The 25,317-nt window shown below is 61.3% G+C and carries 23 protein-coding genes; 16 read left to right on the forward strand and 7 right to left on the reverse strand.

The window, feature by feature from the left end; all coding sequences use genetic code 11:
- Positions 1-21: 21 nt before the first annotated feature.
- Genes J2045_RS13835 through J2045_RS13845 form a run of 3 tightly spaced genes read left to right on the forward strand, consistent with a single transcriptional unit; the run spans position 22 to position 2,283 of the window.
- Positions 22-885: a 23S rRNA (adenine(2030)-N(6))-methyltransferase RlmJ gene (locus J2045_RS13835; protein WP_307373677.1), complete on the forward strand. Its 864-nt coding sequence runs from the start codon at positions 22-24 to the stop codon at positions 883-885.
- Positions 886-897: 12 nt separating this feature from the next.
- Entirely contained in the window at positions 898-1,656 is a 759-nt protein-coding gene (locus J2045_RS13840) for a ribonuclease T2 family protein (protein ID WP_307373680.1), read from the forward strand.
- Between the two features lie 30 nt (positions 1,657-1,686).
- Positions 1,687-2,283 (forward strand): glutathione S-transferase family protein, encoded by a 597-nt coding sequence (locus J2045_RS13845; protein WP_307373682.1) that lies wholly within the window; start codon positions 1,687-1,689, stop codon positions 2,281-2,283.
- Between the two features lie 80 nt (positions 2,284-2,363).
- Here the strand turns inward: J2045_RS13845 and J2045_RS13850 are convergent, their stop codons facing one another.
- The gene (locus J2045_RS13850; protein ID WP_307373683.1) at positions 2,364-3,008 is read right to left on the reverse strand and encodes an outer membrane protein; all 645 of its coding nucleotides are present in this window, start codon (positions 3,006-3,008) and stop codon (positions 2,364-2,366) included.
- 366 nt (positions 3,009-3,374) lie between these two features.
- On the opposite strand from J2045_RS13850, the gene J2045_RS13855 reads away from it, so the two are divergent.
- The 5 genes from J2045_RS13855 (at position 3,375) to J2045_RS13875 (ending at position 7,636) form a co-directional block, all read left to right on the forward strand.
- Complete coding sequence (locus J2045_RS13855; RefSeq protein ID WP_307373685.1) at positions 3,375-4,133, forward strand: SDR family oxidoreductase; 759 nt, start codon at positions 3,375-3,377, stop codon at positions 4,131-4,133.
- Positions 4,130-6,157, forward strand: coding sequence for an excinuclease ABC subunit UvrC (uvrC, locus tag J2045_RS13860; RefSeq protein WP_307373688.1), 2,028 nt, complete (start codon positions 4,130-4,132; stop codon positions 6,155-6,157). The genes J2045_RS13855 and uvrC overlap by 4 nt, the downstream gene beginning before the upstream one ends.
- A 121-nt stretch (positions 6,158-6,278) precedes the next feature.
- The gene (gene pgsA / locus J2045_RS13865; protein ID WP_307373690.1) at positions 6,279-6,860 is read left to right on the forward strand and encodes a CDP-diacylglycerol--glycerol-3-phosphate 3-phosphatidyltransferase; all 582 of its coding nucleotides are present in this window, start codon (positions 6,279-6,281) and stop codon (positions 6,858-6,860) included.
- A gap of 1 nt (position 6,861) precedes the next feature.
- The gene (gene moaD / locus J2045_RS13870; protein ID WP_307373691.1) at positions 6,862-7,116 is read left to right on the forward strand and encodes a molybdopterin converting factor subunit 1; all 255 of its coding nucleotides are present in this window, start codon (positions 6,862-6,864) and stop codon (positions 7,114-7,116) included.
- Between the two features lie 25 nt (positions 7,117-7,141).
- On the forward strand, positions 7,142-7,636 hold the full coding sequence (locus J2045_RS13875; RefSeq protein WP_307373693.1) for a molybdenum cofactor biosynthesis protein MoaE: 495 nt from the start codon (positions 7,142-7,144) through the stop codon (positions 7,634-7,636).
- 257 nt (positions 7,637-7,893) lie between these two features.
- Here J2045_RS13875 and ndk read toward each other — a convergent pair whose 3' ends face one another.
- Together ndk and J2045_RS13885 are read right to left on the reverse strand one after the other, a co-directional pair.
- Positions 7,894-8,316 carry a nucleoside-diphosphate kinase gene (ndk, locus tag J2045_RS13880; RefSeq protein ID WP_307373695.1) on the reverse strand — a complete coding sequence of 141 codons (423 nt, stop codon included), beginning with the start codon at positions 8,314-8,316 and terminating at the stop codon, positions 7,894-7,896.
- 117 nt (positions 8,317-8,433) lie between these two features.
- Entirely contained in the window at positions 8,434-9,117 is a 684-nt protein-coding gene (locus J2045_RS13885) for a glutathione S-transferase family protein (RefSeq protein WP_307373698.1), read from the reverse strand.
- Positions 9,118-9,251: 134 nt separating this feature from the next.
- Here J2045_RS13885 and J2045_RS13890 point away from each other — a divergent pair, with 134 nt between their 5' ends.
- On the forward strand, positions 9,252-9,758 hold the full coding sequence (locus J2045_RS13890) for a DinB family protein (RefSeq protein WP_307373701.1): 507 nt from the start codon (positions 9,252-9,254) through the stop codon (positions 9,756-9,758).
- Positions 9,759-9,860: 102 nt separating this feature from the next.
- Here J2045_RS13890 and J2045_RS13895 read toward each other — a convergent pair whose 3' ends face one another.
- Positions 9,861-11,453, reverse strand: a complete 1,593-nt coding sequence (locus tag J2045_RS13895) for a methyl-accepting chemotaxis protein (protein ID WP_307373705.1) — start codon at positions 11,451-11,453, stop codon at positions 9,861-9,863.
- Entirely contained in the window at positions 11,450-11,749 is a 300-nt protein-coding gene (locus J2045_RS13900; protein ID WP_307373708.1) for a hypothetical protein, read from the reverse strand. The genes J2045_RS13895 and J2045_RS13900 overlap by 4 nt, the downstream gene beginning before the upstream one ends.
- Positions 11,750-12,019: 270 nt before the next feature.
- Between J2045_RS13900 and J2045_RS13905 the strand changes: the two genes are divergently transcribed.
- The 3 genes from J2045_RS13905 to J2045_RS13915 all read left to right on the forward strand — a co-directional run bounded on the left by J2045_RS13905 (position 12,020) and on the right by J2045_RS13915 (position 17,339).
- The gene (locus J2045_RS13905) at positions 12,020-13,039 is read left to right on the forward strand and encodes a GGDEF domain-containing protein (protein ID WP_307373711.1); all 1,020 of its coding nucleotides are present in this window, start codon (positions 12,020-12,022) and stop codon (positions 13,037-13,039) included.
- A 65-nt stretch (positions 13,040-13,104) separates the two neighbouring features.
- Positions 13,105-14,994, forward strand: a complete 1,890-nt coding sequence (locus tag J2045_RS13910) for an ABC-F family ATP-binding cassette domain-containing protein (RefSeq protein WP_307373714.1) — start codon at positions 13,105-13,107, stop codon at positions 14,992-14,994.
- Between the two features lie 389 nt (positions 14,995-15,383).
- Positions 15,384-17,339, forward strand: a complete 1,956-nt coding sequence (locus tag J2045_RS13915; protein ID WP_307373717.1) for a HAMP domain-containing methyl-accepting chemotaxis protein — start codon at positions 15,384-15,386, stop codon at positions 17,337-17,339.
- Between the two features lie 70 nt (positions 17,340-17,409).
- Here J2045_RS13915 and J2045_RS13920 read toward each other — a convergent pair whose 3' ends face one another.
- Positions 17,410-17,859 (reverse strand): DNA polymerase III subunit chi, encoded by a 450-nt coding sequence (locus J2045_RS13920; protein WP_307373719.1) that lies wholly within the window; start codon positions 17,857-17,859, stop codon positions 17,410-17,412.
- Positions 17,860-17,873: 14 nt separating this feature from the next.
- The gene (locus J2045_RS13925) at positions 17,874-19,373 is read right to left on the reverse strand and encodes a leucyl aminopeptidase (protein ID WP_307373722.1); all 1,500 of its coding nucleotides are present in this window, start codon (positions 19,371-19,373) and stop codon (positions 17,874-17,876) included.
- Positions 19,374-19,644: 271 nt separating this feature from the next.
- Between J2045_RS13925 and lptF the strand changes: the two genes are divergently transcribed.
- The 4 genes from lptF to J2045_RS13945 all read left to right on the forward strand — a co-directional run bounded on the left by lptF (position 19,645) and on the right by J2045_RS13945 (position 25,300).
- Positions 19,645-20,811, forward strand: coding sequence for an LPS export ABC transporter permease LptF (gene lptF / locus J2045_RS13930; RefSeq protein ID WP_166601226.1), 1,167 nt, complete (start codon positions 19,645-19,647; stop codon positions 20,809-20,811).
- Positions 20,808-21,890, forward strand: a complete 1,083-nt coding sequence (lptG, locus tag J2045_RS13935) for an LPS export ABC transporter permease LptG (protein ID WP_307373726.1) — start codon at positions 20,808-20,810, stop codon at positions 21,888-21,890. Before lptF ends, lptG begins: the two co-directional genes overlap by 4 nt.
- A complete protein-coding gene (locus tag J2045_RS13940) occupies positions 21,890-24,223 on the forward strand; it encodes an LPS-assembly protein LptD (RefSeq protein WP_370873121.1) in 2,334 nt (777 codons plus the stop codon). The genes lptG and J2045_RS13940 overlap by 1 nt, the downstream gene beginning before the upstream one ends.
- Positions 24,224-24,352: 129 nt before the next feature.
- Complete coding sequence (locus tag J2045_RS13945; protein WP_307373728.1) at positions 24,353-25,300, forward strand: SurA N-terminal domain-containing protein; 948 nt, start codon at positions 24,353-24,355, stop codon at positions 25,298-25,300.
- Positions 25,301-25,317 lie beyond the last annotated feature (17 nt).

A 25,317-nucleotide genomic window follows, 5' to 3' on the forward strand; every position in this document is an offset into this window, starting at 1 on the left:
TAGCTCCCATCGGAACCGCATATGAATTATCGCCACATCTATCACGCGGGCAATTTTGCCGATGTGCTCAAGCATCTCGTGCTGTCGCGGCTGATCATCTACCTGCAGCAGAAAGACAAGGCCTTCCGCGTGCTCGATACCCATGCCGGCATCGGGCTCTACGACCTCTCGTCGGACGAAGCGCAGAAGACTGGCGAATGGCTTGAAGGCATCGGCAAGGTGATCGATGCCGAGCTGCCGGAAAAGGTCGCCGAGATCATGGCGCCCTATCTCGACGCCGTGAAGGCGCTCAATCCCGACCGCGAGGCGGGCGGTCCTTTGCAGAGATATCCGGGATCGCCGAAGCTCGCGCGAGACCTCTTTCGCCCACAGGACCGGCTATCCGCCATGGAACTGCATCCGGACGACTGCCGCACGCTGTCGCGACTGTTCGAAGGCGATTTCCAGGTGCGCGTGACCGAGCTCGACGGCTGGCTGACGCTGAATGCGCATTTGCCGCCGAAGGAGAAACGCGGCATCGTTCTGGTCGATCCGCCCTTCGAGAAGGAGGGTGAATACGAGCGACTCGTCGACGGTCTCGCCAAGGCGCACCGACGGTTTGCCAACGGCGTGTATTGCTTCTGGTATCCGATCAAGAAGGGTGCGCCGATCAAGGAATTCCACGAGGCCCTGCAGGCGCTTGATATCCCCAAGATGCTGTGTGCCGAACTGCATGTGAAGAGCGACCGTGAACAGACAGGCTTGTCCGGCACCGGCCTTATCATCGTCAATCCGCCCTTCACGCTGAAGGATGAAATGCATCTGGCACTGCCCGAGCTGAAGCGGCTGATGGCGCAGGACCGCTATGCCTCGCATCGCTGCTTCTGGCTGCGCGGCGAAGACTGAGCGGAGGCCGCAGTGGGACGTTATACCGGCTTCATCGCCTTTGGCCTCATGCTTGCGGCAGCTGCCGTCTACAGCTTCCTGTCTGTCGAAGCTCCCGGAGATCGCCCAGCCTCGACTGCGTCTTCGCAGACGCCCTCAACACAGCCGAAGGCAGAGCAGGCACGATCTCCGACCGTGACTGCCTCGTCCATCCCGCAAGGCAGCGGATTTGATTTCTATGTGCTCGCACTCTCCTGGTCGCCGACTTTCTGCGACAGCGAGGCGGCAGGCCGCAATCGCGAGCAGTGCGGTGAGGGCAAAGACTTCAGCTGGGTCGTACACGGTCTCTGGCCGCAGAATGACAAGGGCTGGCCGGAGAATTGTCCAACATCCGAAGGCACCCGCGTGCCCGAGCGGATCGGACGCACGGTCATGGACATCATGCCGAGCATGGGGCTGATCGGCCATCAGTGGCGCAAGCACGGCTCCTGCTCCGGCCTCTCGATGAGCGACTACTTCAAGCTGGTCCGCCAAGCCCATGATAGCATTCGCATTCCGGCCGAGCTTTCCGATGTCGGCAGGGAAAGCCGCACATCGCCGCAGGCGGTTGAAGCAGCCTTCATCCGCAGCAATCCGGGGTTAACCCGCTCGGCAGTGGCTGTCACCTGTGATAGGGAGAGAGTCGATGAAGTCAGGATCTGTCTCGACAAGTCGCTGGGCTTCAGGAATTGCCCGGAGGTCGACAGCCGATCCTGCCGCCGGTCCGAAATCACCATTCCGCCCGTGCGCTGACCCCGCAAACAAGAGCCACAGGAAACCGTCATGAAGCTGCTCTTCGCGCCCGCCTCGCCCTATTCCTCCAAAGTCCGTATGGCCGCCCGCCATCTCGGCATTGAACTTGAGGAGATCCGGGTGAACACGGCGGAAAACCCGCCGGAACTGCTGGATGCCAATCCGCTCGGCAAGATCCCGACGCTGGTGACCGACGACGGCACCACCATTTTCGACAGCCGCGCCATCATGCACCACCTGCACCGGATCGGCGACAAGCGCCTCTATCCGAAGAAGGACGAGAAGCGGACCGAGGCTGAGGTTCTGGAGGCCCTCGCCGACGGGATTAGCGACTGCCTGCTGGCTATCGTCTATGAAAAGCGGTTCCGGCCGCCGGAACTCGTCAGCCAGGACGCAATCGATCGGCAGTGGGCGAAGGTCAATCGCAGCCTCGATTATCTCGACAAGAACCTGCCGAAGGTCGGCAAGAAGCTGCATGGCGGCCATTTTGCGCTTGCCGCTACGCTCGGCTATCTGATGCTGCGTTTTCCCGGCGATTGGGAGAATGGTCGGGCGGCGCTCACCGAATGGCCGGCCAGGTTTGCGAAAGCCTTCGAGCCCTACCCTGCCCTTCGCCCCAAGGCCTGAGCGGCTATCGCTCTCTCATCCCCAAATACAGAAAAGCCGGGACGATGCCCGGCTTTTCCTTATGCATTTGATCGCGTGGATCAGAACTTCACGCCCATGCCGACCTTGACGGAGTGGTCGTCGAAGCCCTTGGAAACGGTCGAGCCACCGAGATCGAAGTCGCGCTTCTGGTAGTCGCTGTAGCGGTATTCGACGCGGGCGGTGATGTTGTCGGTGACGAAGGTTTCGACACCGGCGCCGACCGTGTAACCAGCAGCCAGCTTCTCGTCGTTGTCGCCGCCGTTCTTCAGTTCGTGGTTGGCAACGGCAACACCGGCCGTACCATAGACGAGGAAGGGGTTCAGGTCGTAACCGACGCGGCCACGAACCGAGCCGTTGACGCCCTGGGTGCCGGTAAGGCCGGCGCCGGCGGAACCATCTTCGCCATTGTAGCTGATGTCGGCTTCGCCACCGTAGACGATCGAGCCGCTCTGCATGTTGTAACCGCCGTAAACGGTGCCGCCGAGGCCCTTGGCGTCACGGCCGTCTGTCGAGCCGGTAAACTTGCCGAAGTCGTAGGTGATGCCGCCGCCGACATAAGCACCCGACCAGTTGCCTGCCGGAGCCGAGAAGGATTCGGCTGCAGCCGGGGCTTCCGGTGCCTGGTAGATGGCGTCAGCAGCCTGGGCGGCGAAAGCGACAACGGTGGTGGCAGATGCCAGAAGCATGATCTTGAGGGTACGCATGTTAGTCTCCTTTCAGTTCCGGGCCGCTCTTCACTAAGAACCAACGGCGGCCTGAACGTTAGTGGGTATTAGCTGTCCGTTCCGACTGTCTAAATGAATACAAATTGAGGAAATGGAAGAGCCGAAATGTGAATTCATTGTGGCACAGCAGTGACCAAATCGGGACGTTGCTCAAAAGACACAAACGATTCGTTAACCATAACAAATAGTTTACGCGATATACTCAAACGATCCGGAAGTTATACTGAACTTATACACACAAAGATCGAAGCAATGCGCCGCGAAAGTTTCGGTACACACCCGTTTAAATATCGCGGTCGTGCCATATATGCAGCGCAACAGCTCAGGCAGAACAAGGTTAGATCGATGCAAAACGGCATCCCGAAGGTGGCTTTGGTCACCGGCTCCGCAAAACGACTTGGACTCGCGATCGCCGAAGACTTGGCGGCGCATGGTTTTGCCGTGGCATTGCATGCCAATGGATCGCTGGATGCGGCCGAGGCCGCGGCCGCAGAGTTGAGGGCCAAGGGAATGCAGGCAATCGCGCTGAAGGCTGACCTTGGTAACATTTCCGAGACCGGATCGCTGATTGCCAGGGCCGAGGCCGAATTCGGGCCGGTCGGACTGCTGATCAACAATGCGTCGGTCTTCGAAGACGATTCTGCCATCGATTTCGACGCCGAAATCTTCGACCGGCACTTCAATGTGCATGTCCGGGCGCCTGCGATCCTCAGTGGCGCCCTCGTCAATGCCCTGCCCGAGGATCGCGCCGGCCTCATCGTCAACATCATCGACCAGCGGGTGCTGGCGCTGAAACCGACCTTCTTTTCCTATACTCTGTCCAAGGCCACGCTCTGGACGGCAACACAGACGCTCGCCCAGGCCTTTTCGCCACGCGTGCGGGTGAACGCGATCGGCCCGGGGCCTAGCCTTATCTCCGAGCGGCAGCGGCCGGAAGATTTCCAGGCGCAGGTGGACAGCCTTCCGCTCAAGCGTGGCCCGTCTCTCGACGAATTCGGTCGCACGATCCGGTTTCTTTTTGACACGCCGTCGATCACCGGCCAAATGATCGCCTTGGATGGGGGCCAGCATCTGATTTGGCACGGCACGGAGATCAATGAATGAATGGAGGAAAGCTGCCCGACGGCGGCATTCTCTATGACGGGACGGAAGACGATGACGACGACGTCGTGGTGGACGTGGATGCCACGCGCCCCGGCATCGAGATCGACTGGCATGTCGATGGCTTGGACGAGACGGGACTGACCGGCGCCGAGCTGATCGGCGAATTCGTCAAGCGACTGCCGAATGCGCCCGGCGTCTACCGCATGCTGAACAAGGACGGCGAGGTCATGTATGTCGGCAAGGCGCGCAGCCTGAAGAAGCGCGTCAGCAACTATGCACAGGGCCGCGTCCACTCGAACCGCCTGTCGCGCATGGTGCGCGATACCGTGCATATGGAATTCGTCACGACCCGCACCGAGGTCGAGGCGCTGCTGCTCGAAGCCAACCTGATCAAGCGCCTCAGGCCCCGCTACAATGTGCTTTTGCGCGACGACAAGAGCTTTCCCTATATCCTGATCACCGGCGACAGCCGGTCACCGGCAATCTACAAGCATCGCGGCGCCCGCGCCCGCAAGGGTGACTATTTCGGCCCCTTCGCTTCGGCGAGTGCCGTGGGGCGAACGATCAATTCGCTGCAGCGCGCCTTTCTCCTGCGCACCTGCACCGACAGCGTCTTCGAAAGCCGCACGCGCCCCTGTCTTCTCTATCAGATCAAGCGCTGCTCGGGTCCTTGCACGCATGAGATCAGCGACCAGGATTATGCAGGTCTCGTCAACGAGGCGAAGGACTTCCTGTCGGGCAAGAGCCAGAACGTCAAGGAAGCCATGGCACGCGCGATGAACGAAGCGGCCGAAGATCTCGATTTCGAGCGGGCCGCCGTTTTCCGCGATCGTCTCGCCGGCCTCAGCCATGTTCAGAGCCACCAGGGGATCAATCCGGCCGGCGTCGAGGAGGCTGATGTTTTCGCCATCCATCACGAGGGCGGGCTGTCCTGCATCCAGGTCTTCTTCTTCCGCGCCAGCCAGAACTGGGGCAACCAGGCCTATTTCCCCAAAGCCGATCCGCAGCTCAGCGCAGCGGAGGTGCTCAACTCGTTCCTCGCGCAGTTCTATGACGACAAGCCGGTGCCGCGTCTCATTCTTTTGTCGGAAGAGGTCGAGGAGCAGGATCTGCTGGCCGCAGCGCTTTCCGAAAAGGCCGGCCACAAGGTGGCGATCAACGTGCCGCAGCGCGGGGAGAAGAAGGATCTCGTCGATCACGTGAATGCCAACGCCCGCGAAGCCCATGGCCGCAAGCTTGCCGAGACCGCTTCGCAGTCGCGTCTTCTTGCCGGTCTCGCCGAGACCTTCCAGCTCCCTTACGTGCCGCGCCGCATCGAGATCTACGACAACTCCCACATCATGGGCACCAATGCCGTGGGCGGGATGGTGGTTGCGGGGCCGGAAGGCTTCGTGAAGGGCCAGTATCGCAAGTTCAACATCAAATCGACCGACATCACGCCGGGCGACGACTTCGGCATGATGCGGGAAGTCATGACCCGGCGCTTCTCCCGCCTGCTCAAGGAAGAAGGCAAGCCGGACAGGAATGCGACCGCCGAGGAAAATGCAGACGCCGCCTTCCCCGCATGGCCGGATGTGATCCTGATCGACGGCGGTCAGGGCCAGATGACGGCGGTGCGCAAGATCCTCGACGAACTCGACATCACCGACAGCGTGATCGCGATCGGCGTGGCCAAAGGTGTGGATCGCGATGCGGGCCGCGAGCGCTTCTTCGTCGAAGGCAAGCCGGACTTCACGCTCCCGCCGCGCGATCCGGTGCTCTACTTCATCCAGCGGATGCGCGACGAGGCCCATCGGTTTGCGATCGGCTCCCACCGGGCACGGCGCAAGAAGGAAATGGTCAAAAACCCGCTCGACGAGATCTCCGGCATCGGGCCTACGCGCAAGCGGGCGCTGCTCCAGCATTTCGGCACGGCGAAGGCCGTATCCCGGGCCGCCGTCAGCGATCTGATGGCTGTGGAGGGCATTTCGGAGGCTGTCGCACGCCTCATCTACAACCATTTTCACGAAAGCAGCGGCGATTGACATGGAAACGACGCATCCGGGGTCGAGAGGACTGTAAAGACCATTCAGAATTCTTGGGTTGACGGCCCCGACCGAAACCCATCACATCTACCGACGCACCAGAATTCAAAGACAGGGCATCATGGCTTCGCGCGCATACAACATACCCAATCTCCTCACCTACGCTCGCATTCTTGCCGTGCCGCTGATCGTCCTTTGCTTTTTCGTCGAGGGTCGGCTCGAAAGCTCCGATTTCGCCCGCTGGACGGGCCTGGCGATCTTTATCGTCGCCTCGATCACCGACTATCTCGACGGCTATCTGGCGCGCATCTGGAACCAGACCTCGAATATCGGCAAGATGCTCGACCCGATCGCTGACAAGCTGCTGATCGCCTCGGTGCTGCTCTTGATGGCGGCGGATGGCACGATTGCGGGCTGGTCGCTCTGGGCAGCGATCACCATTCTCTGCCGCGAGATCCTCGTCTCGGGTCTGCGGGAATATCTGGCGGCACTGAAGGTGTCCGTCCCCGTGACCCAGATCGCCAAGTGGAAGACCACGGCACAGATGTTCGCGCTCGCCTTCCTTCTGGCTGGTCCTGCCGGTGACAAGGTTCTGCCCTATACGACCGAGGCCGGCATCACCCTGCTCTGGATCGCCGCGATCCTCACCATCTATACCGGCTACGACTATTTCCGCGCCGGCGCGAAGCACATGGTGGATTGAGATGACGAAGATCGTCTACTTCGCCTGGGTCCGCGAGCGGATCGGGAAGGGTGAGGAAGAACTCGACATTCCAGCCGAGGTCAAGACAGCAGGCGATCTCGTGACCTGGCTTGCCACCCTCGGCGAGGGATACGAGGAGGCGCTTCGTTTCCCGAAAGCGATCCGCGTAGCCGTCAATCAAGAGCATGTGGAGCACCACGAATCGATCGCGGGTGCCCGCGAGATCGGCATCTTTCCGCCGATGACCGGGGGCTGAGGCCCTTCACGCTGGAGGCAAAGTCGTGACGGATAGGCCATCTCCTACCATCCGCGTCCAACGCGAGGATTTCGATGCGGCAGCCGAAGCGCAGGCTCTCACGTCCTCGCGGAAGGATATCGGCGCGCTCGTTTCCTTTGTCGGCCTCTGCCGTGACGAAGCTGGCACGCTTTCCGCTCTGGAATTGGAACACTATCCGGGCATGGCGGAAGCCGAGATGACGCGGATCGCGGAACTTGCGACCGAGCGGTTCTCGCTCATCGGCCTCACCGCCATCCATCGCTTCGGCCGGATCGAGGCGGGGGAACAGATCGTCCTCGTCATTGCCGCAGCACCCCATCGGCAAGCGGCCTTCGACGGCGCCAATTTCGTCATGGATTTCCTCAAGACTTCGGCGCCCTTCTGGAAGAAGGAACATGGCCAGGACGGGTCGAGCGGCGGCTGGGTTGCAGCCAAGGATGCCGACGACAGCGCGCGGGATCGTTGGATCAAGGCGTCACGCCAGACCAGCGGGCCGTAGGCGCCCCACAGCTGCTCGGCAAAGGCGACCGCCGCTGCACCCAGTGTCGAGCAAGGCGCTGGTGGTCGGCCCGGTCTACACGCCCAATCCCGAGGTTTATGGAGCAGACGACAAGGTGGATTATGCGCAGGACGAGACATGTCCGGCGGCCTGAAGCGGCAGCACGACACAGGCTTCACACAACAAAAAACCGGAGCCTTTCGGCCCCGGTTCTTCAATTCTTCCAGTGTCTTGAAGCGTGCGCTTCAGGACTTGATTCAGCCGACGATCTCGGTGTCGGCGAACCAGTAGCTGATTTCCTGGGCAGCGGTTTCCGGAGCGTCCGAACCGTGAACCGAGTTTTCGCCGATCGACAGGGCGAACTGCTTGCGGATGGTGCCTTCGGCAGCCTGGGCCGGGTTGGTGGCGCCCATGATCTCGCGGTTCTTCAGGATGGCGTTTTCGCCTTCGAGAACCTGAACGACGGTCGGGCCCGAGGTCATGCCTTCAACCAGCTCGCCGAAGAAGGGGCGTTCCTTGTGAACGGCGTAGAAGCCTTCGGCTTCGCGCTTGCTCATCCAAACGCGCTTGGAAGCGACGACGCGCAGGCCGTTGTCTTCGAAGACCTTGGTGATGGCGCCGGTCAGGTTGCGCTTGGTGGCATCGGGCTTGATCATCGAGAAGGTGCGTTCAATCGCCATCTGTCTCATCCTTTTGTCTGTAAGGGAAAGTGGGCGGTATCTACCCGCCCCGAATCACGAAGACAAGAGGGGTTTTCGAATTTCACGAGGACGTCACAATCAGCCGGCTCCACCGGATCAGGCCACCTGACGCGCTACGCCGTCGTAGAGATCGAGGCAACGATCGAACCAGCGGCTTACGGGGTCGTCCGGAGGCAGATGGACGGAGCCCGTGGTGATCCTCAGCCATTGCAGGGCACCGAACAGGATGTAATCGCCGAAAAGCGGTGTCGCGCCGCCGACGAAGGGCTGGAAGGCGAGCATGTGACGCAGCGGCTGCAGGGCTGCCGGGAGTGCGGTGATCGCCGCGTCCCGCCCGGCGGCCATCTCATCAAAGCTTCGTCCAAGCCTTTCCTCGCGGCTCTTGCGGAAATAGGCCTGATCCGCTGGGGCGAGCATAGCGTGGATGTCGATCAGGGCGATGCGGGTGATCACACCATGCACCACGTGCTGGGAATAACCTTCCACCAGCCGCGCAGCCGCCACGCCGCCCGGTCCGCCGAACAGGCTCGGCGCCTCGGGATAGGCATCCTCCAGATACAGCGCGATCCGGAAGCTGTCGGAGATCAGTTCCTGGCCGTCACGCAGAAGCGGAACCGTCTTTGAGGCGCCGCTCTCGACGGTCGGGATGACGGTAAAGGCGAGCGGCCGCTCCTCGAAGGCGAGGCCCTTATGGTGAAGCGCCATCACAGCCTTCCAGCAGTGGGGCGAGAAGGGCCGCGCGGCGTCCACACCGCACAGCGAATAAAGGGTCATCGTCATCTGTCTCTCCTAGCGTCAGCCCAGACAAGCCGATCCCGAAGCGAGATGCAAATCAGGATTTTTCATGGGACCCATAAGCCCTACTGCGGTCGAAGCGCGCTAGACTGAGGTCGGATTTCAATCAGGAGACCAGCATGCAGAACTATCAGATGCTCGCCGCATACAATGCCTGGGCCAACAGGCTTCTGTATGCCGCCGCAGCAGAACTGTCGGACGAAGAGCTGCACAAGGATACCGGCGCCTTCTTCGGCTCGACCTTCGCCACGCTCAGCCACATCATGACCGCCGACCGGGTCTGGCTCAACCGCTTCACCGGAGAAGGCCCCAAGCCGAAGACGCTCGACGAGCGGCCCTATGAGCGTTTCGAGGAGTTGCGGGCGGCGCGCGGAGAAGAGGACCAGCGTATCATCCGCTATACGCAGGACCTTACGCCGGAACGGCTGGAAAGCGATCTCACCTACACGCCTGTCACGACGCCAGAACTCATCACCCAGAAACTCTGGCCGGCGCTAACCCACTTCTTCAACCACCAGACCCATCACCGCGGGCAAGTCCATGCGGGACTGACTGCAATGGGAAAGCCGAGCCTCGCCCTCGACCTCATCTACTTCGTGCGCAGCGAAGGCAAGGCGTGGCAGTGACTGCGGGCCTGACGGCCTTCGGGGCATTCCTGATACGCAAATGGGGCCGCGATGATCGCGGCCCCATTCAATTCTGGCTCGACAATGGCGGGTTCGTTGCGGTCAGGCAACCCGACGTGTGGCGTATCCGGTCTTCGATCCCACCTTGAACTGAGCCATCAGCCCGTCGAGGCTCGCCGCCTCCTGGACAAGCTGCTGGATGGCAGCACTGGATTCCTCGACCATCGCAGCGTTCTGCTGGGTGTTGCGATCGATCTGGCCGATCGCCGAGTCGATCTCGGAAAGCCCGAGCGACTGGCTCTTTGCTCCATCGATAATCTTGGAGATTTCACGGCTGATCGCCTGCACCTCAGTGGAGATCGTGCTCAGCGCATCGCCGGCCTGGTCGACCAGCGCCACGCCGTGGCGAACCTCCTCGCCCGAGGCGTTGATCAGGCTCTTGATCTCCTTGGCCGCATTGGCCGAGCGCTGCGCCAGTTCGCGGACTTCCTGCGCCACGACCGCGAAGCCCTTGCCGGCCTCACCGGCACGCGCGGCCTCGACACCGGCGTTCAGCGCCAGAAGGTTGGTCTGGAAGGCGATCTCGTCGATGACACCGATGATGTTGGAGATCGACTGGGAGGACTGCTCGATACGGCTCATCGCAGAAACGGCGTCGGTCACGATGCTTCCGGAACGCTCGGCGCCGCTGCGAGCCTGATCCACCAGCCTTCCGACCGTCTCGGCGACGTTCGCCGTCACCTTGACCGTCTGGACGACATTTGACAAAGCGCTTGCCGTTTCCTCGACGGATGCGGCCTGGCGCTCGCTTCGGGCTGACAGATCCTGATTGGCATCACCGATCTGACTGGTGCCGTGACGAATGACCGTTGCCACCTGCCCCACCTGGGACACGGCGCGTTCCAACTTCTCGACCGAGCCGTTGAAGGATGTCCGCAGTTCGTCCAATGCACCCGTGAAGGGCCGTTCGATGCGGTTGGCGAGATCGCCCTGGGACAGCTTCTGCAACGCTGTTGCGAGTTCGGCCACGGCCTGGTCGACAGCCAGGGCTTCCCGTGCCTTCTCTTCCTCACGCTGGCGCCTCTCGACTTCGGCCGAGGCGTCGGCGCGTCGGGCGAGGTCGGTCATCGCAACGGCTTCACGACCCGCAGTGACGGCATCGGCAACAGCCTTGTCGGAGACATCGAAGGCGCGAACCACCGCCGTCGTCAGAGCAATCAGGACGGCGCTCTGCGCGATCAGCACGACAGCATGCAGCAGCACGCGCGAGAAATCGGACTCGCCCGGGAAGACGGCCAGAGGCATCAACACATACAGCAGCAGGTGGTGCACGGCGACCAGAGCGGCGTAACCCACGATGGCACGCCAGTCGATCCAGGCCGCGCAGATCGCGAGACTGGCGAAGAAATACATATGCAGGTCGATCTGCAGCGGCGAACCGGAGAACACGTAGACCAGGATCGCCACCGTCGCCGCGTTGGCGATCGACGTCACGATACGTGTCGTGGGACTTGTCCGGTCCTGGAGCCAGGCCAGGGTTGCCGGTGCGAGGATCACCAGGGTTGCAATCAGCGAACCGCCGTCGATGCCTTCCGGCCTGAAGATGTTTCGCAGGACGATCAGGGCGAAATTGACCCACAGGAGACCCATGATGCCGATGGAGGCGCGCTCGCGCAGTTTTTGAAGTTCATTCATGTCTGTTGTCCTTGAAGGCAACCCAATGCCAAATCATGATCGAGAACCAGAAGGGCCCCAGCCTCGTGTAATCGGTCTACGAAATCCGGGGCATCCGAATGGGCGACGGAAATCCAGGGAACGCGGCCTGCCCAGACGAAGGCCCCGCCGGCACGCTGCAATACACTCATGTTGCCGACCGCTGACGCAGCGGGATCCGTAATCACCAAGACAAAGGGAGCCGTCGGTCGGGCGGCAGCCGCCCCGGTGACGGCGACAGCGAGTGCAAAATAGGTCGCCGTGAGGAATGCGTTCATTGTTTCCGTCAGCTTCCTTGCCACAGGCGTGGTCGAACATTCGACACACCGGTTCATCCAGTGTTGCTATATTAAACCTTACAAAACTTCCTTAATGACTGGTTAGGCGCCCATAAAATCAGGCATTTGAGTGCCTCATTTGAAGCACTTCACCAGGCCGGTCTTAACCGTTTCGTATGGGGTGATCGGCTAAGTGTTCGTCCAAGCTGCGCCATGCGAACAACGAGTGCGCCGCCTCAAGACACCTCTCCCGGATTTGGAGCAGCGACAGTGACCACGGCCGAAGACCTTCAGAAAATCACCGTCTTCATGCTGAAGCACCAGATCGCCGGCCTGCCGCGCAATTTCGAGCTGATCCATGCGGCGCTCGCGGGTGGCCAGCCGGAGCTTGCCCGAGACGTCGCAGATCTCGGCGCCCGGCCGACACAGGCCGCGCTCGACCAGATAGGCCTCAAACACCGCCTGCCCGGCCATTGCGGAATTACGGCCGAGCGGCTGCAGGCGGATGCGCTCAAGACGCTGTCGCGTCTTTCCGACCAACTCTCGCTCGGTCTCAGCCAGAAGCGCGCCTTCACGAATTCCGTCGAAGGTGTCATCCGCTCGATCCGTGACGACGTCAGCGTCGGCGTGGACCAGTTGCTCGGCGAACTCGACATGCTCGCCTCAATCGGCAAGGACATGGTGCGTGCCGAGACCGCGCTCACCGCCGATGTCCGCGACGGGCTGGAGAGCCTGGAAAACGCCGATCGCGCCATCCGGGCCGCACAGGCGATGATGACAAAAGACAGGCTGACCGGCCTGCCAAACCGCATCAGCCTGTTCAAGACGCTTGACGAAAGCCATGCCGAGGCATCACCCGCTCATCCCTTCGCCTTGATCCTGATCGAAATCCTCGACCTTCCGGGGCTTACGCACCAGTATGGTGAGGAGGCGGTCAGCAAACTCATCAGAGGGCTCGCCGCCATCTTCAGGAAGGCAATCAAGAAGCAGGATGTCATCGCCCGGATGGAGGCCGACTGCTTCGCTTTCGTCTTCGAGGGCATCAATGCCGACGAGGCGCATGTCATCGCCGAAAGGCTGTTCACGACGGCGGAGAACAACCTGGTCTTCGCCTCAGAAACCTCGCAGGACGTTGGTGGTCTGCCGCTCGCCATCGGTCATGCGATGGCCCATGAGGCAGCCGATGCGGCGAGTTGGCTCGCCATCGCCAAGAACGCAGTCGTACACGCACGGCAGAACCCGCGCCAACCGATCATCGGCTACAAACCCGGACCGCGGCAGGTCGCATAATGACGGGATGGTCGAGGCCGTCGACCGCTTGCCTTTGACCGAGACATCGGCCAAAAGCCAGAGCCATGATCACCATCACCGACATTTCCGCCCGCATCGCCGGACGTCTGCTCATCGACCATGCCAGCGTCTCGCTGCCAGCCGGCACCAAGGCCGGCCTGGTCGGCAAGAACGGCGCCGGCAAGTCGACCCTCTTCCGCATCATCACCGGTGACCTCGCTTCCGAAAGCGGAACCGTCTCGATCCCGAAGAACGCCCGGATCGGCCAGGTGGCGCAGGAGGCTCCGGGAACGGAAGACTCGTTGATCTCGATCGTGCTCGCGGCGGACAAGGAGCGGGCCGCCCTGCTCGTCGAAGCCGAAACGGCAACCGATCCGCATCGCATCGCCGAGATCCAGACACGGCTTGCCGATATCGGCGCGCATTCGGCGGAAGCCCGGGCCGCGACGATCCTGTCAGGCCTCGGCTTCGACCACGAGGCGCAGCTGCGCCCGGCCTCGTCCTTCTCAGGCGGCTGGCGCATGCGCGTGGCGCTGGCGGCGGTCCTGTTTTCCGAGCCGGACCTGCTGCTGCTCGACGAGCCGACCAACTATCTCGATCTGGAAGGCGCAATGTGGCTCGAGGATTATGTGCGCCGCTATCCGCACACGGTCATCATCATCAGCCATGATCGCGATCTCTTGAACACGGCCGTCAATTCGATCATCCATCTCGACCAGAAGAAGCTGACCTTCTATCGCGGTGGTTATGACAGCTTCGAGCGGCAGAAGGCCGAGAACGACGAATTGCAGATGAAGGCCAAGGCGAAGAACGACGCCGCGCGCAAGCACCTGCAGAGTTTCATCGATCGCTTCCGCGCCAAGGCGACCAAGGCGAAGCAGGCCCAGAGCCGCATCAAGGCGCTGGAGCGCATGGGCACGGTGGCGGCCGTCATTGAAGATCACGTCCACCCGATCACCTTCCCGAAGCCGGAGAAGGTGCCCGCCTCACCGATCGTCGCGATCTCCGGTGGCGTGGTCGGCTACGAGCCGGGCAAGCCGATCCTCAAGAACCTCAATCTGCGCATCGACAATGACGATCGCATCGCACTGCTCGGCTCGAACGGAAACGGCAAGTCAACCTTCGCCAAGTTCATCTCCGGACGACTGGAGGCCCAGGGAGGACAGCTGAAGACGGCGTCGAGCCTGAAGATTGGCTTCTTCGCCCAGCACCAGCTCGACGACCTGATCCCGAACGAAAGCCCCGTCGACCATGTGCGCCGGCTCATGCCGCTAGAACCGGAAGCCAAGGTGCGCGCCCGTGTCGCCCAGATGGGGCTTGCGACCGAGAAGATGGAGACGGCAGCAAAGGATCTCTCAGGCGGCGAAAAGGCCCGCCTGTTGATGGGGCTCGCGGCCTTCCACGCACCGAACCTCTTGATCCTCGACGAACCGACCAACCATCTCGACATCGACAGCCGCAAGGCACTGATCGAAGCACTCAATGACTACGAGGGCGCCGTCATCCTGATTTCCCACGATCGCCACCTGATCGAGGCGACGGTCGACCGCTTGTGGCTCGTCAACAACGGGACGGTGACCAGCTTCGACGGCGACATGGAAGAGTACCGTTCGCTGATCATCGCCTCAGGCAAGAAGCCGGCGGAGAAGGACAAGGGTGACAGCGGTGCTGACACCGTCAACAAGGCCGAGCAACGCAAGGCCGCGGCCGACAAACGCGCGAGCCTTGCGCCACTGAAGAAAAAGATCAACGAAGTCGAGGCTTTGACGAAGAAGCTGGAGACTTTGATTCAGGCGCTCGACAAGGAACTCGCCGATCCCGCGCTGTATGAGAAGGCACCGGCCAAGGCTGCGGAAAAAGCAAAGCAGCGCGGCGAAGCTGCCGCCAAGCTCTCGGCGGCCGAAGAACAGTGGCTGGAGCTCTCTGCTGAATACGAAGAGGGCATGGCGGGGTGATTCCTCGCGCTCACAGAACGACGCCCGCTGTTCACGCAAACGTTTGCGTGCAACCATCAAAGCTCGCAGCTAAAAAGTAACCTAGCGATAACTGTGGTACACCATACCGTGTACCAACGGTCAATTCATGACCAATGCTAGAACTTTAGGAAATATTTAAGTATCTTTCCCGAGTATATTCATTAATTCGGATAACCTGTTTCAACCCCAGGCATGCGGCTTGCCGCATTCAGTACCCCCTTCCGGCACCGCTATGGAGGATGGCGAAGCTTTGCACGCCGGAGGACGTGCGAAGACGCCGTATGTCGCCGCAGCGATGTAGTCTGCGGTTGGTTCCGTTTCGCGAAATGTCATGATGGCGCTGGCGAGTTCGAGAAATGATAGCGAAAATGACGAAAACCACGCTCTCGATCAAAGCATCCCTCGTGGGAGCACTGTCGCTTCTGCTGCTTTTGCTTGTCCTCCAAGGCGCCTTCGCACTGATGTCGATGAACGGCGTCTTTTCCAACGTCCAGAAGCTGGCCCAGGGTTCGGTGCCGGTCGTGGACATCACCAACCGGCTGAACATTTCCATCGCAAACCTGCGTGCCCTGCAGACCCGCCACATTCTGAGCACGACACCGGACACTCTTGCTGCGGCCGACGCAGCCGTCGCCCGGGAAGTCGAAAAGCTCCGGGACCGAATGGCACGCTACGAAGCCATGATCACGCTGCCGGAGGAACGCCCGGCTTTTGACGGTTTCAAGGCGAGTGCCGAACGGTATCTGGTCGCCGGCGAGCGCATGATCGAACTCTCTCGTGCGGGCGACAAGGCCGCTGCAGCCGCTCTGCTCACCGGTGAGATGGTCGTCGCCTATGACGAGATGGACGGCCATGCGGATACGTTCCGCGACGCCAATGTCGCGGCAGCCGAAGCCATGTTCGAAGACAGTGCCAGCGAATTCCGCTTCGCGCTGATGAGCAATATCGCCGTCCTGATCGTCGGTGCGATGGCCGGCATTGCCGCCATGTTGTTCGTTGCCCGCGACGTCACCAAGCCGATCGAGCGCATGACGCGGGTCATGGGACGCCTCTCCCGCAACGAGTTCGACGTGGAGATTGCCTATCTCGACCGCAGAAATGAAATCGGCGACATGGCCCGGGCCGTCGACGTCTTTAAGCAGAATGGTCTCAGGGTGCGGGAGATGAACGCCCAGGAGCACCGGATGAAGCAGCGCTGCGACGAGCTGCAACAGAGCATCGGCGAGGTCTGCGCTGCAGCCATTGCCGGCGACTTCACCCAGCGCATCGACCGTGACTTCGAGTTCCCGGATCTCAATGCCTTCGCAACCTCGATGAACGAGCTCGTTCGTTCGATCGATGCGGGACTTGCCGAAACGCGGCGGGTCATCGCCGGCCTCTCCGAGGGGGATCTCACAGAAGCCATGCAGGGCCAGTTCAACGGCGCCTTTGCGGAACTGCAGGGCAATGTAAACGGCACCATGCAGGTGCTGCGCACCGTGGTGGCGGAGGTTCGCACTTCGATCGACCAGATTCGCTCCGGATCCGGCGAACTGCGTTATGCCTCGGATGATCTTGCCAAGCGCACCGAACAGCAGGCAGCGGCCCTCGAGCAGACTTCGTCGGCGCTTGAGGAGATCACGACTGCGGTTCGCCAATCGACCGACACGGCGCTTCAGGCCACCCGTATGGTGGACGAAGCCCGGCGCAGCACGGAGGAATCAAGCTCCGTGGTTGGTGATGCGGTTGCCGCCATGGGTCGCATCGAGCAAGCCTCGGGCGAGATCGGCCAGATCATCAACGTGATCGACGAGATCGCCTTCCAGACCAATCTTCTGGCGCTCAATGCCGGTGTCGAAGCCGCCCGTGCCGGCGAAGCCGGCAAGGGATTTGCCGTCGTTGCCCAGGAAGTGCGGGAGCTTGCGCAGCGGTCCGCCGGTGCCGCAAAAGACATCAAGTCGCTCATCACCAAATCCGGCGAAGAGGTCGGAATCGGCGTACGGCTGGTGACCGCGACCGGCGATGCGCTGTCGCGCATCCGTGACCATGTCATGCATATCAACCAGTCGGTTCACCAGATCGCGGCAGCGGCCAAGGAGCAGTCCCACAAATTGCACGAGGTCAACACCGCCGTCGGGCAGATGGATCAGTTCACCCAGCGGAATGCAGCCATGGTGGAGGAAACGACGGCGAGCACAAACCGGCTGGCCGACGATGCTGTCAATCTCGCGCGGCTGATCAGCCACTTCAAGATCGAAGCGGGTTCGTCCGGTGTGCGGTCGTCGCTGCCAGCGGCGAACGATAGCGGTGGGCACAAGGCGAGACGCACTGTCGGCGCGCGCTGACCGCCCTCTCCCTCAAACGGCAACGGGCCGCCTCCGGGCGGCCCATCTGCATTTTGGAACCTGTCCGGTCTCAGGCCTTCTTTTCCCAGCGACCTTCCGGTGATTGCTGCCAATAGGTCAGACTATGGCCTTCGCCCTTCAACCGTTTCCACTGCGACCGGGCCCCATCGAGCTGCTCGGCATCAAAACCGTCGAAGACAAAGACCACGCGGTCATAGGCGAGATCCGCAGGCGGCTCGGCGCCGTCGACCAGAAAGCGGACACTCGCCTGATTGATGTTGTCCTTGCTTGTGGTCAGCAGAACCGGCTGGCGGTCGGGAGAGGCACCGTCCTCGGTGCCATGCGGCAGAAAGCTCTCTTCGCGGTAGGTCCAGAGATGCGCGTCGAGGGTATCGCGCCGCTCCGGATCGCGGGTCTGGACCGCGACACGCCAGCCGCGCTCGACACTCTTCTCCAGAAGCGGCGGAAGGGCGTCCTCCAGCTTCGATTCCGTCAGATGGTAGAAGAGCACATCGGCCAAGGACGCGGTCACCCTCATTCGGCTTCGTAATAGGCGCGGACGAGCTCGTCGAGCAGCCGCACGCCGTAGCCAGAGCCCCAGGACTGGTTGATCTCGTCATTCGGCGAACCCATGGCAGTTCCCGCGATATCGAGATGCGCCCAGGGTGTGTCCTTGACGAAGCGCTTGAGGAACTGCGCTGCAGTGATCGAGCCGGCCTGGCGCCCCCCGGTGTTCTTCATGTCGGCAAACTTTGAGTCGATCAGCTTGTCGTAGTCCTTGCCGAGCGGCATACGCCACAGGCGTTCGTTGGTCGTCAGGCCTGCGGAAAGAAGCTTCTCCGAAAGGTCGTCATCATTGGAGAACAGGCCCGCATGCAGGTTGCCGAGGGCGACGCCGATTGCTCCCGTCAGCGTGGCGAGATTGATCATGAAAGCAGGCTGGAAGCGGTCGTTGCAATACCAGAGGGCATCACAGAGCACCAGGCGGCCTTCGGCATCCGTGTTGATAACCTCGATCGTCTGGCCAGACATTGAGGTCACGATATCGCCGGGGCGCTGGGCGTTGCCGTCGGGCATGTTTTCAACGAGCCCGAGGATGCCGATGGCGTTCAGCTTCGCCTTACGGGCAGCCAGCACATGCATCAGGCCGGCAACGGCGGCAGCACCTCCCATGTCACCCTTCATGTCTTCCATGCCACCGGCAGGCTTGATCGAGATGCCACCGGTGTCGAACACGACGCCCTTGCCGATGAAGGCGACCGGCTTGTCCTTCGACTTGCCGCCCTTCCACTGCATGACGACGAGGCGCGGCGGACGCACCGAGCCCTGGGCGACACCCAGAAGCGCGCCCATGCCAAGCTTCTTCATCTCCTTCTCGGTCAGGATCTCGACTTCGACACCGAGCTTTTCGAGCTCCTTCGCCTTGGCGGCGAACTCGAGAGGCCCGAGCACATTCGCAGGCTCGTTGACCAGATTGCGGGCAAGGATCACCCCGTCGGCGATCGCCTGCGCCTCGGCAAAGGCCTTCTTTGCAGCGGTGGCATTGGCGGTCACGATCGTGATCTTGATCGTCTTGTCGGCCTTCTCGTCCTCGTCATCCGCCTTTTTCTTCGTCTTGTAGGTGTCGAACTTGTAGGCGCGAAGCAGCATGCCGAGCGCCAGATCGGCGGCGGCCTTCGGCGACACTTCGAGACCTGGCACGTCGAGATAGACGGCGACTGTCTCGGCGCCCTTCAGGGCTGCGGTCGCTGCTCCGCCGGCCTTGAGCCAGTCATGGGTCTCCAGGGCCTCCCCCTTGCCGAGCCCGAGGACGACGATCCGATCCAGCGGCGAGCCGTGGGGCGCGACAATGTCGAGGGTCGACAGTGCCTTGCCGGTGAACTTGCCGACCTTGGCGGCGCGCGCATAGATCCCGGCCGGATCCACCTCGGACACTCCAGCCGGCTGGTCAGCCCCGGACGTCTTCAACAGGATGGCAAGACCTCCGGTTGCGGCATGGGACTTGGCGAAGGCAATTGAGAGTTTCAGCGACATGAACGGCACCTTGAATGGGCATGAAAAGGAGATCTGCAGGGGATCATGGTCTTTTCACAAACGATGGCAAGACTTTGACCATTCATTTGCCAGCCAATCCCCCGATTGCGACAGGGCGTGGCGAGCGTGTCCGATTTATCGCGGTGGGCCAGAAAATGGTTTCACGAAGCCGGGGAAAATACCGAGGGCCGGTCGCCAAATCGCCGTAACCATCGTAGAGAAAGCCGATCCTCGGCGCGACGTCCGCGTGTCGCGTCTGCAAGGGAACTCTATGAAGATACTCGAACAATACATTCTGCGACGGGTCGTCCTGATGTTCCTGACAGCACTGCTGCCGGTGCTGGCGATCATCTGGACCACGCAGGTATTGCAGCGTATCAATCTGGTGACCGACAGCGGACAGTCAGTCGGCTCCTTCATGGTGCTGGCGACGATGATCCTGCCGACCATCGTCTCCACGGTATTGCCCTTCGCGCTCGTGATCGGCATCACCCAGACGCTGACGACGATGAACAACGATTCGGAACTGGCGGTCATTGATGCCGCAGGAGCGCCGCGCCGTACCATACAGCGCCCGCTGATCCTGCTTGCCGCCGGCCTCAGCCTGTTTTCCTTCCTGATGATGGGCTTCGTCGAGCCGGCAATGCGCGTCAATGTCCGGACGATGATCGCCACGGCCTATGCGGACCTTCTCTCTTCTGTGATCGAGGAAAAGACCTTCCGACAGATCGAACCCGGGCTTTACGTGCAGATCTCCGAACGTCAGGCCGGTCGCAAGATGAAGGGCCTGCTCGTCGCCGACTCGCGTGATCCCGCTTCCGAGCTCATCTATTACGCCCGGGAAGGCGCCGTCGAGGAAAACGGCAAGGCGCTGGTGATGCAGGACGGAGAGGTGCAACGGAAATCGCCGACGGGCGACGTGACCGTCATCCGCTTCGACCGTTATGCCTTCGACCTTTCCGATCTGTCCGAGGAACGGGGCCAGGCGCGATTTGGCGCCAAGGATCGGGACCTGTTCTACCTCATGGACCCGGATCCGCTGGACAAGCGGTTCCTCAGCCACCCGAACGATTTCAGCGCGGAACTGCATCGCCGCATCAGCGCCTCCCTCTTTCCGCTGGTCTTTGCAATCATCAGTCTGATGATCTGTGGTGACGCACGGTCGCATCGCGAGGCGCGGCTGCATCCCATGGCCTCCGCACTCATCCTGGCGCTCTCGATCTTCTGGGGTTCAAACTACGTGACATCCCTGGCGGAAACCTCCAGCGCATACATCCCGTTGCAATACATCCTGCCCCTGGCGAGCGGCGGCCTCGCCCTGTTCATGCTCGCCACGAATCGCAGGCCGGCGCTGCCCAAGGCCCTGGCCAAACTGATACAGGCAGCGACGACCGCGACACAGAAGCGATTGGGCACCGGGACCGGAGGTGCCGCATGATCTGGACGCTGGGGCTCTATTTCTTCCGCCGTTACATGCTGACCGCATTGTGGTTCTTCCTCGGCGTGATTTCCATCACCTATCTCATCGACTTCACGGAGACCTCCGGGCGCTATGCAAGCCTCCCGGGCTACTCGGTTCCGGGCGTTCTCTATCTGACCGCGCTGCGCCTGCCGCTCATCCTACAACAGACGGTCCCATTCATCGGTCTCTTTGTCGGCATGGCCACGCTGATCGCGCTCAACCGCAAGTCGGAGCTGGTGGTCGCCCGGGCGGCTGGCATTTCGGTCTGGCAGTTCATGGCACCATTCATCATCGGCGCAACGCTGCTGGGCATGACGACGACACTGGTCATCAATCCGCTAGCGGCCTGGGGACAACGCCAGGGCACGGAGATCGAGACGCAGTGGCGCGAGACGGCAGGAAGCAACAAACCTGCACCGATTCCGTGGCTGCGCCAGTCGAGTGGCGACAACGACGTGGCCCTGGGTGCCCGTGCCGTTCTGGAGGACGGAACCTTGCTCGTGGATGCGGTTCTTCTGCACTTCGACAAGGACGGTCGCATTGTGCTGCGCCAGGATGCGCGCACAGCGAAGTTGAAAGATGGTTACTGGATGCTTACCGACGTGCTGGAGACACGTCCCGGCGAGATCCAGACGCGGCTTGCCGACACACGAGTCGCGACCAATCTCAACGAGGAATTCGTGCAGCAGCGCCTGGCCAAGCCAGAGAGCGTTGCTTTTTATGATCTTTTTCAGAAAATTGAAGTTGCCCGGTCGTTCGGCATTGCGCCGCACGCCCTGGAAACACAGCTTCACTCGCTGCTTTCCCTGCCATTCCTGATGGTGGCGATGACACTGATTGCAGGCACCGTGTCGCTCAAATTCAGCCGTATCAACCAGTCACGTACCGTGATTCTCGGTGGAATCTTGTCAGGCTTCGTGCTTTATGTTGTGACAGTGCTCGTCAGGGCATTCGGAAGCAGCGGCGTCATGCCGCCATATGTTGCGGCCTGGGTCCCAGTTGTCGTAGCGATGGCATTGGGGGCAACGATTCTGCTTCACAAGGAGGATGGTTAGTGGCGGTAAAAGACCGCGGGAATATCAGGAGGCTCTCAGTAGCCCTGCTGACCAGTGTCGCTGTGTGCGCTTTGCCGCTCACTGCGTCTCTCGTGCATGCGCAGAGCCTGCCGGACTCAGCGACGACGGCGGGTCAACTCCCTGATGACGCGAAGCTGCTCCTCGCAGCCAATGAACTCGTTTATGACCGGGATGCCGAGCGCGTTGTCGCCAACGGCGCGGTGCAGATAAATTATGCGGGCTACCAGATGGTCGCCCGACAGGTCGTCTACGATCAGAAGACGGGCCGCGTCACGGCGGCCGGCAACATCGAACTTGTGGAACCGACCGGCAACCGCATTTATGCGGAATCACTCGATGTCACCGACAACTTCTCGGATGGCTTCCTGCGGGCGCTGCGTCTGGAGACCACGGACAACACTCGTCTGGTCGCAGAGAGCGCCGAGCGTGTCGGCGGCACCCAGATGATCCTGCACAAGGGCGTCTACACGGCCTGCCTTCCCTGCGCCGAGAATCCGTCGCGCCCGCCGATCTGGCAGGTGAAGGCGGAGCGGGTTGTCCAGGACGGCAAGAAGAAGACTGTCCGCCTCGAAAAGGCTCGCTTCGAGCTGTTCGGGCATTCGATCGCGACGCTTCCGTTCATTGAGGTGCCGGACAACACGGTAAAGCGCAAGTCCGGCTTCCTGTTTCCGGAATTCCGTTCGGGCGAGAACATCGGCTTCGGCATCTCCGTTCCCTATTACATCGCGATCGCACCGGATCGCGATGCGACCGTGACGACCACTGGTTTCACCAACCAGGGCGTGCTGCTGGAAGCGGAGCTGCGTCAGCGTTTCGAGCGCGGGCAGGCCAATCTTCGCTTCGCCGGCATCAGCCAGATGAACACCGACGAATTCACGGCGGGTACCAGTGACGCCGATCGCGATTTCCGTGGGCTCGTTGCCTCCAAGGGCGACTTCAAGATCAATCCACGCTGGGCCTTCGGCTGGGACGTCATGTTCCAGACCGACAACAACTTCGCCCGCACCTATGGTGTGGACGGCCTCAACAGCTCGACGAATACCAATGTCGTCTATCTGACTGGCGTCGGCGAGCGCAATTTCTTCGACATGCGCAGCTACTATTTCGATGTTCAGGACGCGGATGTCGACAATACCGCCGAGAAGAAACAGGCGACCGTCCTGCCTGTCATCGATTACAGCTACTACGCTCCCGAGCTCGTTGCCGGTGGCCAGCTGTCGGGCACGCTGAACTTCACGTCCTTGTCGCGCTTTTCCAGCGAAATGGCAGACATGAACGGCGATGGTGTGAACGACCTCTATCGCGGACTCAAGGGCAACATGAACCGCCTGACCGGCGAATTCGAATGGGAACGCACATTCGACGGCCCGGGCGGTCTGCAGATCACTCCGTTGCTTGCGGCACGCGGCGATGTCTACGGTCTGGCGATGGACGAGCCCGAAACCTACTCCGGTGGCTACACCTCAAACGACGCACCGGCACGGTATCTCCTGACTGCCGGGATCGAGGCACGGTATCCCTGGCTGATCACTACGGACAACAGCACCCACATCATCGAGCCGATTGCACAGATCTATGCGCGCAACGATGAGGATCTTGCCGGCCAGTTGCCGAACGAAGACGCGCAGAGCCTTGTCTTCGACGCGAGCAACCTGTTCTCGCGCAACAAGTTCTCGGGCTTCGATCGGGTCGAGGGTGGCACGCGGGCGAATGTCGGCATGCGATATACCGGCAGCTTCGACAACGGCGTCGGTGTTCGCGCGGTCTTCGGCCAGTCCTATCATCTGGCGGGTCTGAACTCCTACGCAACGGACGACCTGCTCGCTGTCGGGTCTGATTCGGGTCTGGAGACCGATGTCTCGGATTTCGTTGCCTCGGCCGGTTTCGAACTGCCTGTGGGTCTGTCGCTCAGCGCCGGTGTCCGCCTCGACGAGAAGACACTCGACGTTCGCCGCACCGACCTCAACGCGACCTATGCGCAGGAGCGGTTCGAAACGAGCCTGACCTTCACGCAGGTCGATGCACGGCCTGACTACTCGTTCAGCGAGGACAACCAGACGATCAGCAGTTCTTCGACCGTCAAGGTCACACAGAACTGGTCCGTCTTCGGTTCGGTCAACTACGATATAGACGCCAACTCCTTCAACCGTCGGAGTGTCGGCATATCCTACGCCGACGAGTGCACCGTCTTCTCGATCGGCTATTCGGACAAGTATGACCCGAATGCCGAGACCGCGAACGACTGGACGATTGGCGGCAAGCTTGTCTTCCGGACCCTTGGCGAGATCAACCTGAGCGATAATTCGTTCTAGTGATTCGTCGCCTCTTCGGCGGACGTCATTGTTTCGCCGCACGGATTGTGCAATCCGTGCGGCAGTTTTAAGATCCGTTGATAGACGAACGTCCGGGCGATGCCGCATCCTCCGGAGAAAGGATTAGAGATGGCCACCGCGACAAAGGGCACCAGCTTCCTGCTTGCCGGCGTCATCGCGCTGTCCCTCAGCGTGAGCCCAACCCCTATGATCGCGCCAGCACAGGCCGCAACATCCGTGGTGGCCGTGGTCAACAAGACCGCGATTACAAGCGGAGACGTCTCGCGGCGTGCAGCATTCCTGCGCCTCCAGCGCCGCAGCGGCAATCTGCAAAAGATCGCCAAGGAAGAACTGATTGACGAGGCGCTGAAGCGCCAGGAAATTGCCCGGGTCGGCCTGTCGGTGAGCACCGCGGAGGTCGATGCTTCGTTCGAGCGTTTCGCCTCGTCCAACAAGATGTCCATCTCGCAGCTGAATTCCGTTCTCGATCAGGCTGGTGTCGGAGCAGCCCATTTCAAGGCGTTCATCGCGGTCTCGATGAGCTGGCCTCGCCTCGTCAATGCCCGCTACGGTGCCGGCTCGCGCGGACGCCTGTCGAACCAGGATCTGATAACGCGATTGCTGGAGAACAAGCAGAAGCCGGTCACGACCGAGTACTTCCTCAAACAGGTCGTGTTCGTCGTTCCGGCCTCGAAGAAGGGCAGCGTGGGCAAGCGCAAGGCGGAAGCCGAGAAGTCGCGTTCATCCTTCCCCGGCTGTGATCAGGCGATGGAATTTGCCAAGAACTATATCGACGTATCGATCCGCAATCTGGGCCGCGTCATGGAGCCCGAACTGCCGCCGGAATGGAAGCCGCTGATCGAGAAGGCCAAGGACGGGACGACGGCAACGCGCGTCACCGATCGTGGCGTGGAATATATCGCGATCTGCAATCAGCGCCAGGTCTCCGACGACGTTGCAGCGGAGGTCGTCTTCCGGGCCGAGGACATCGGCAAGGAACAAGAGGGCGGCGACAACCCGAACGCTACGAAATACATGGAAGAACTGCGCTCGAAGGCCCAGATCGTAATGCAATGAACGGCGAAAGGCCGATC

This window comes from Peteryoungia aggregata LMG 23059 (assembly GCF_030814435.1).
Taxonomy (GTDB): domain Bacteria; phylum Pseudomonadota; class Alphaproteobacteria; order Rhizobiales; family Rhizobiaceae; genus Allorhizobium; species Allorhizobium aggregatum.

What these genes read in the sequence shown, in the direction of transcription:
- J2045_RS13835 (WP_307373677.1), top strand. Translation starts at nt 22, where the DNA reads ATGAATTATCGCCACATCTATCACGCGGGCAATTTTGCCGATGTGCTC.
- J2045_RS13845 (WP_307373682.1), top strand. Translation starts at nt 1,687, where the DNA reads ATGAAGCTGCTCTTCGCGCCCGCCTCGCCCTATTCCTCCAAAGTCCGT.
- J2045_RS13850 (WP_307373683.1), bottom strand. Translation starts at nt 3,008, where the DNA reads ATGCGTACCCTCAAGATCATGCTTCTGGCATCTGCCACCACCGTTGTC.
- J2045_RS13855 (WP_307373685.1), top strand. Translation starts at nt 3,375, where the DNA reads ATGCAAAACGGCATCCCGAAGGTGGCTTTGGTCACCGGCTCCGCAAAA.
- uvrC (WP_307373688.1), top strand. Translation starts at nt 4,130, where the DNA reads ATGAATGGAGGAAAGCTGCCCGACGGCGGCATTCTCTATGACGGGACG.
- pgsA (WP_307373690.1), top strand. Translation starts at nt 6,279, where the DNA reads ATGGCTTCGCGCGCATACAACATACCCAATCTCCTCACCTACGCTCGC.
- moaD (WP_307373691.1), top strand. Translation starts at nt 6,862, where the DNA reads ATGACGAAGATCGTCTACTTCGCCTGGGTCCGCGAGCGGATCGGGAAG.
- ndk (WP_307373695.1), bottom strand. Translation starts at nt 8,316, where the DNA reads ATGGCGATTGAACGCACCTTCTCGATGATCAAGCCCGATGCCACCAAG.
- J2045_RS13885 (WP_307373698.1), bottom strand. Translation starts at nt 9,117, where the DNA reads ATGACGATGACCCTTTATTCGCTGTGCGGTGTGGACGCCGCGCGGCCC.
- J2045_RS13890 (WP_307373701.1), top strand. Translation starts at nt 9,252, where the DNA reads ATGCAGAACTATCAGATGCTCGCCGCATACAATGCCTGGGCCAACAGG.
- J2045_RS13895 (WP_307373705.1), bottom strand. Translation starts at nt 11,453, where the DNA reads ATGAATGAACTTCAAAAACTGCGCGAGCGCGCCTCCATCGGCATCATG.
- J2045_RS13900 (WP_307373708.1), bottom strand. Translation starts at nt 11,749, where the DNA reads ATGAACGCATTCCTCACGGCGACCTATTTTGCACTCGCTGTCGCCGTC.
- J2045_RS13910 (WP_307373714.1), top strand. Translation starts at nt 13,105, where the DNA reads ATGATCACCATCACCGACATTTCCGCCCGCATCGCCGGACGTCTGCTC.
- J2045_RS13915 (WP_307373717.1), top strand. Translation starts at nt 15,384, where the DNA reads ATGACGAAAACCACGCTCTCGATCAAAGCATCCCTCGTGGGAGCACTG.
- J2045_RS13925 (WP_307373722.1), bottom strand. Translation starts at nt 19,373, where the DNA reads ATGTCGCTGAAACTCTCAATTGCCTTCGCCAAGTCCCATGCCGCAACC.
- lptF (WP_166601226.1), top strand. Translation starts at nt 19,645, where the DNA reads ATGAAGATACTCGAACAATACATTCTGCGACGGGTCGTCCTGATGTTC.
- lptG (WP_307373726.1), top strand. Translation starts at nt 20,808, where the DNA reads ATGATCTGGACGCTGGGGCTCTATTTCTTCCGCCGTTACATGCTGACC.
- J2045_RS13945 (WP_307373728.1), top strand. Translation starts at nt 24,353, where the DNA reads ATGGCCACCGCGACAAAGGGCACCAGCTTCCTGCTTGCCGGCGTCATC.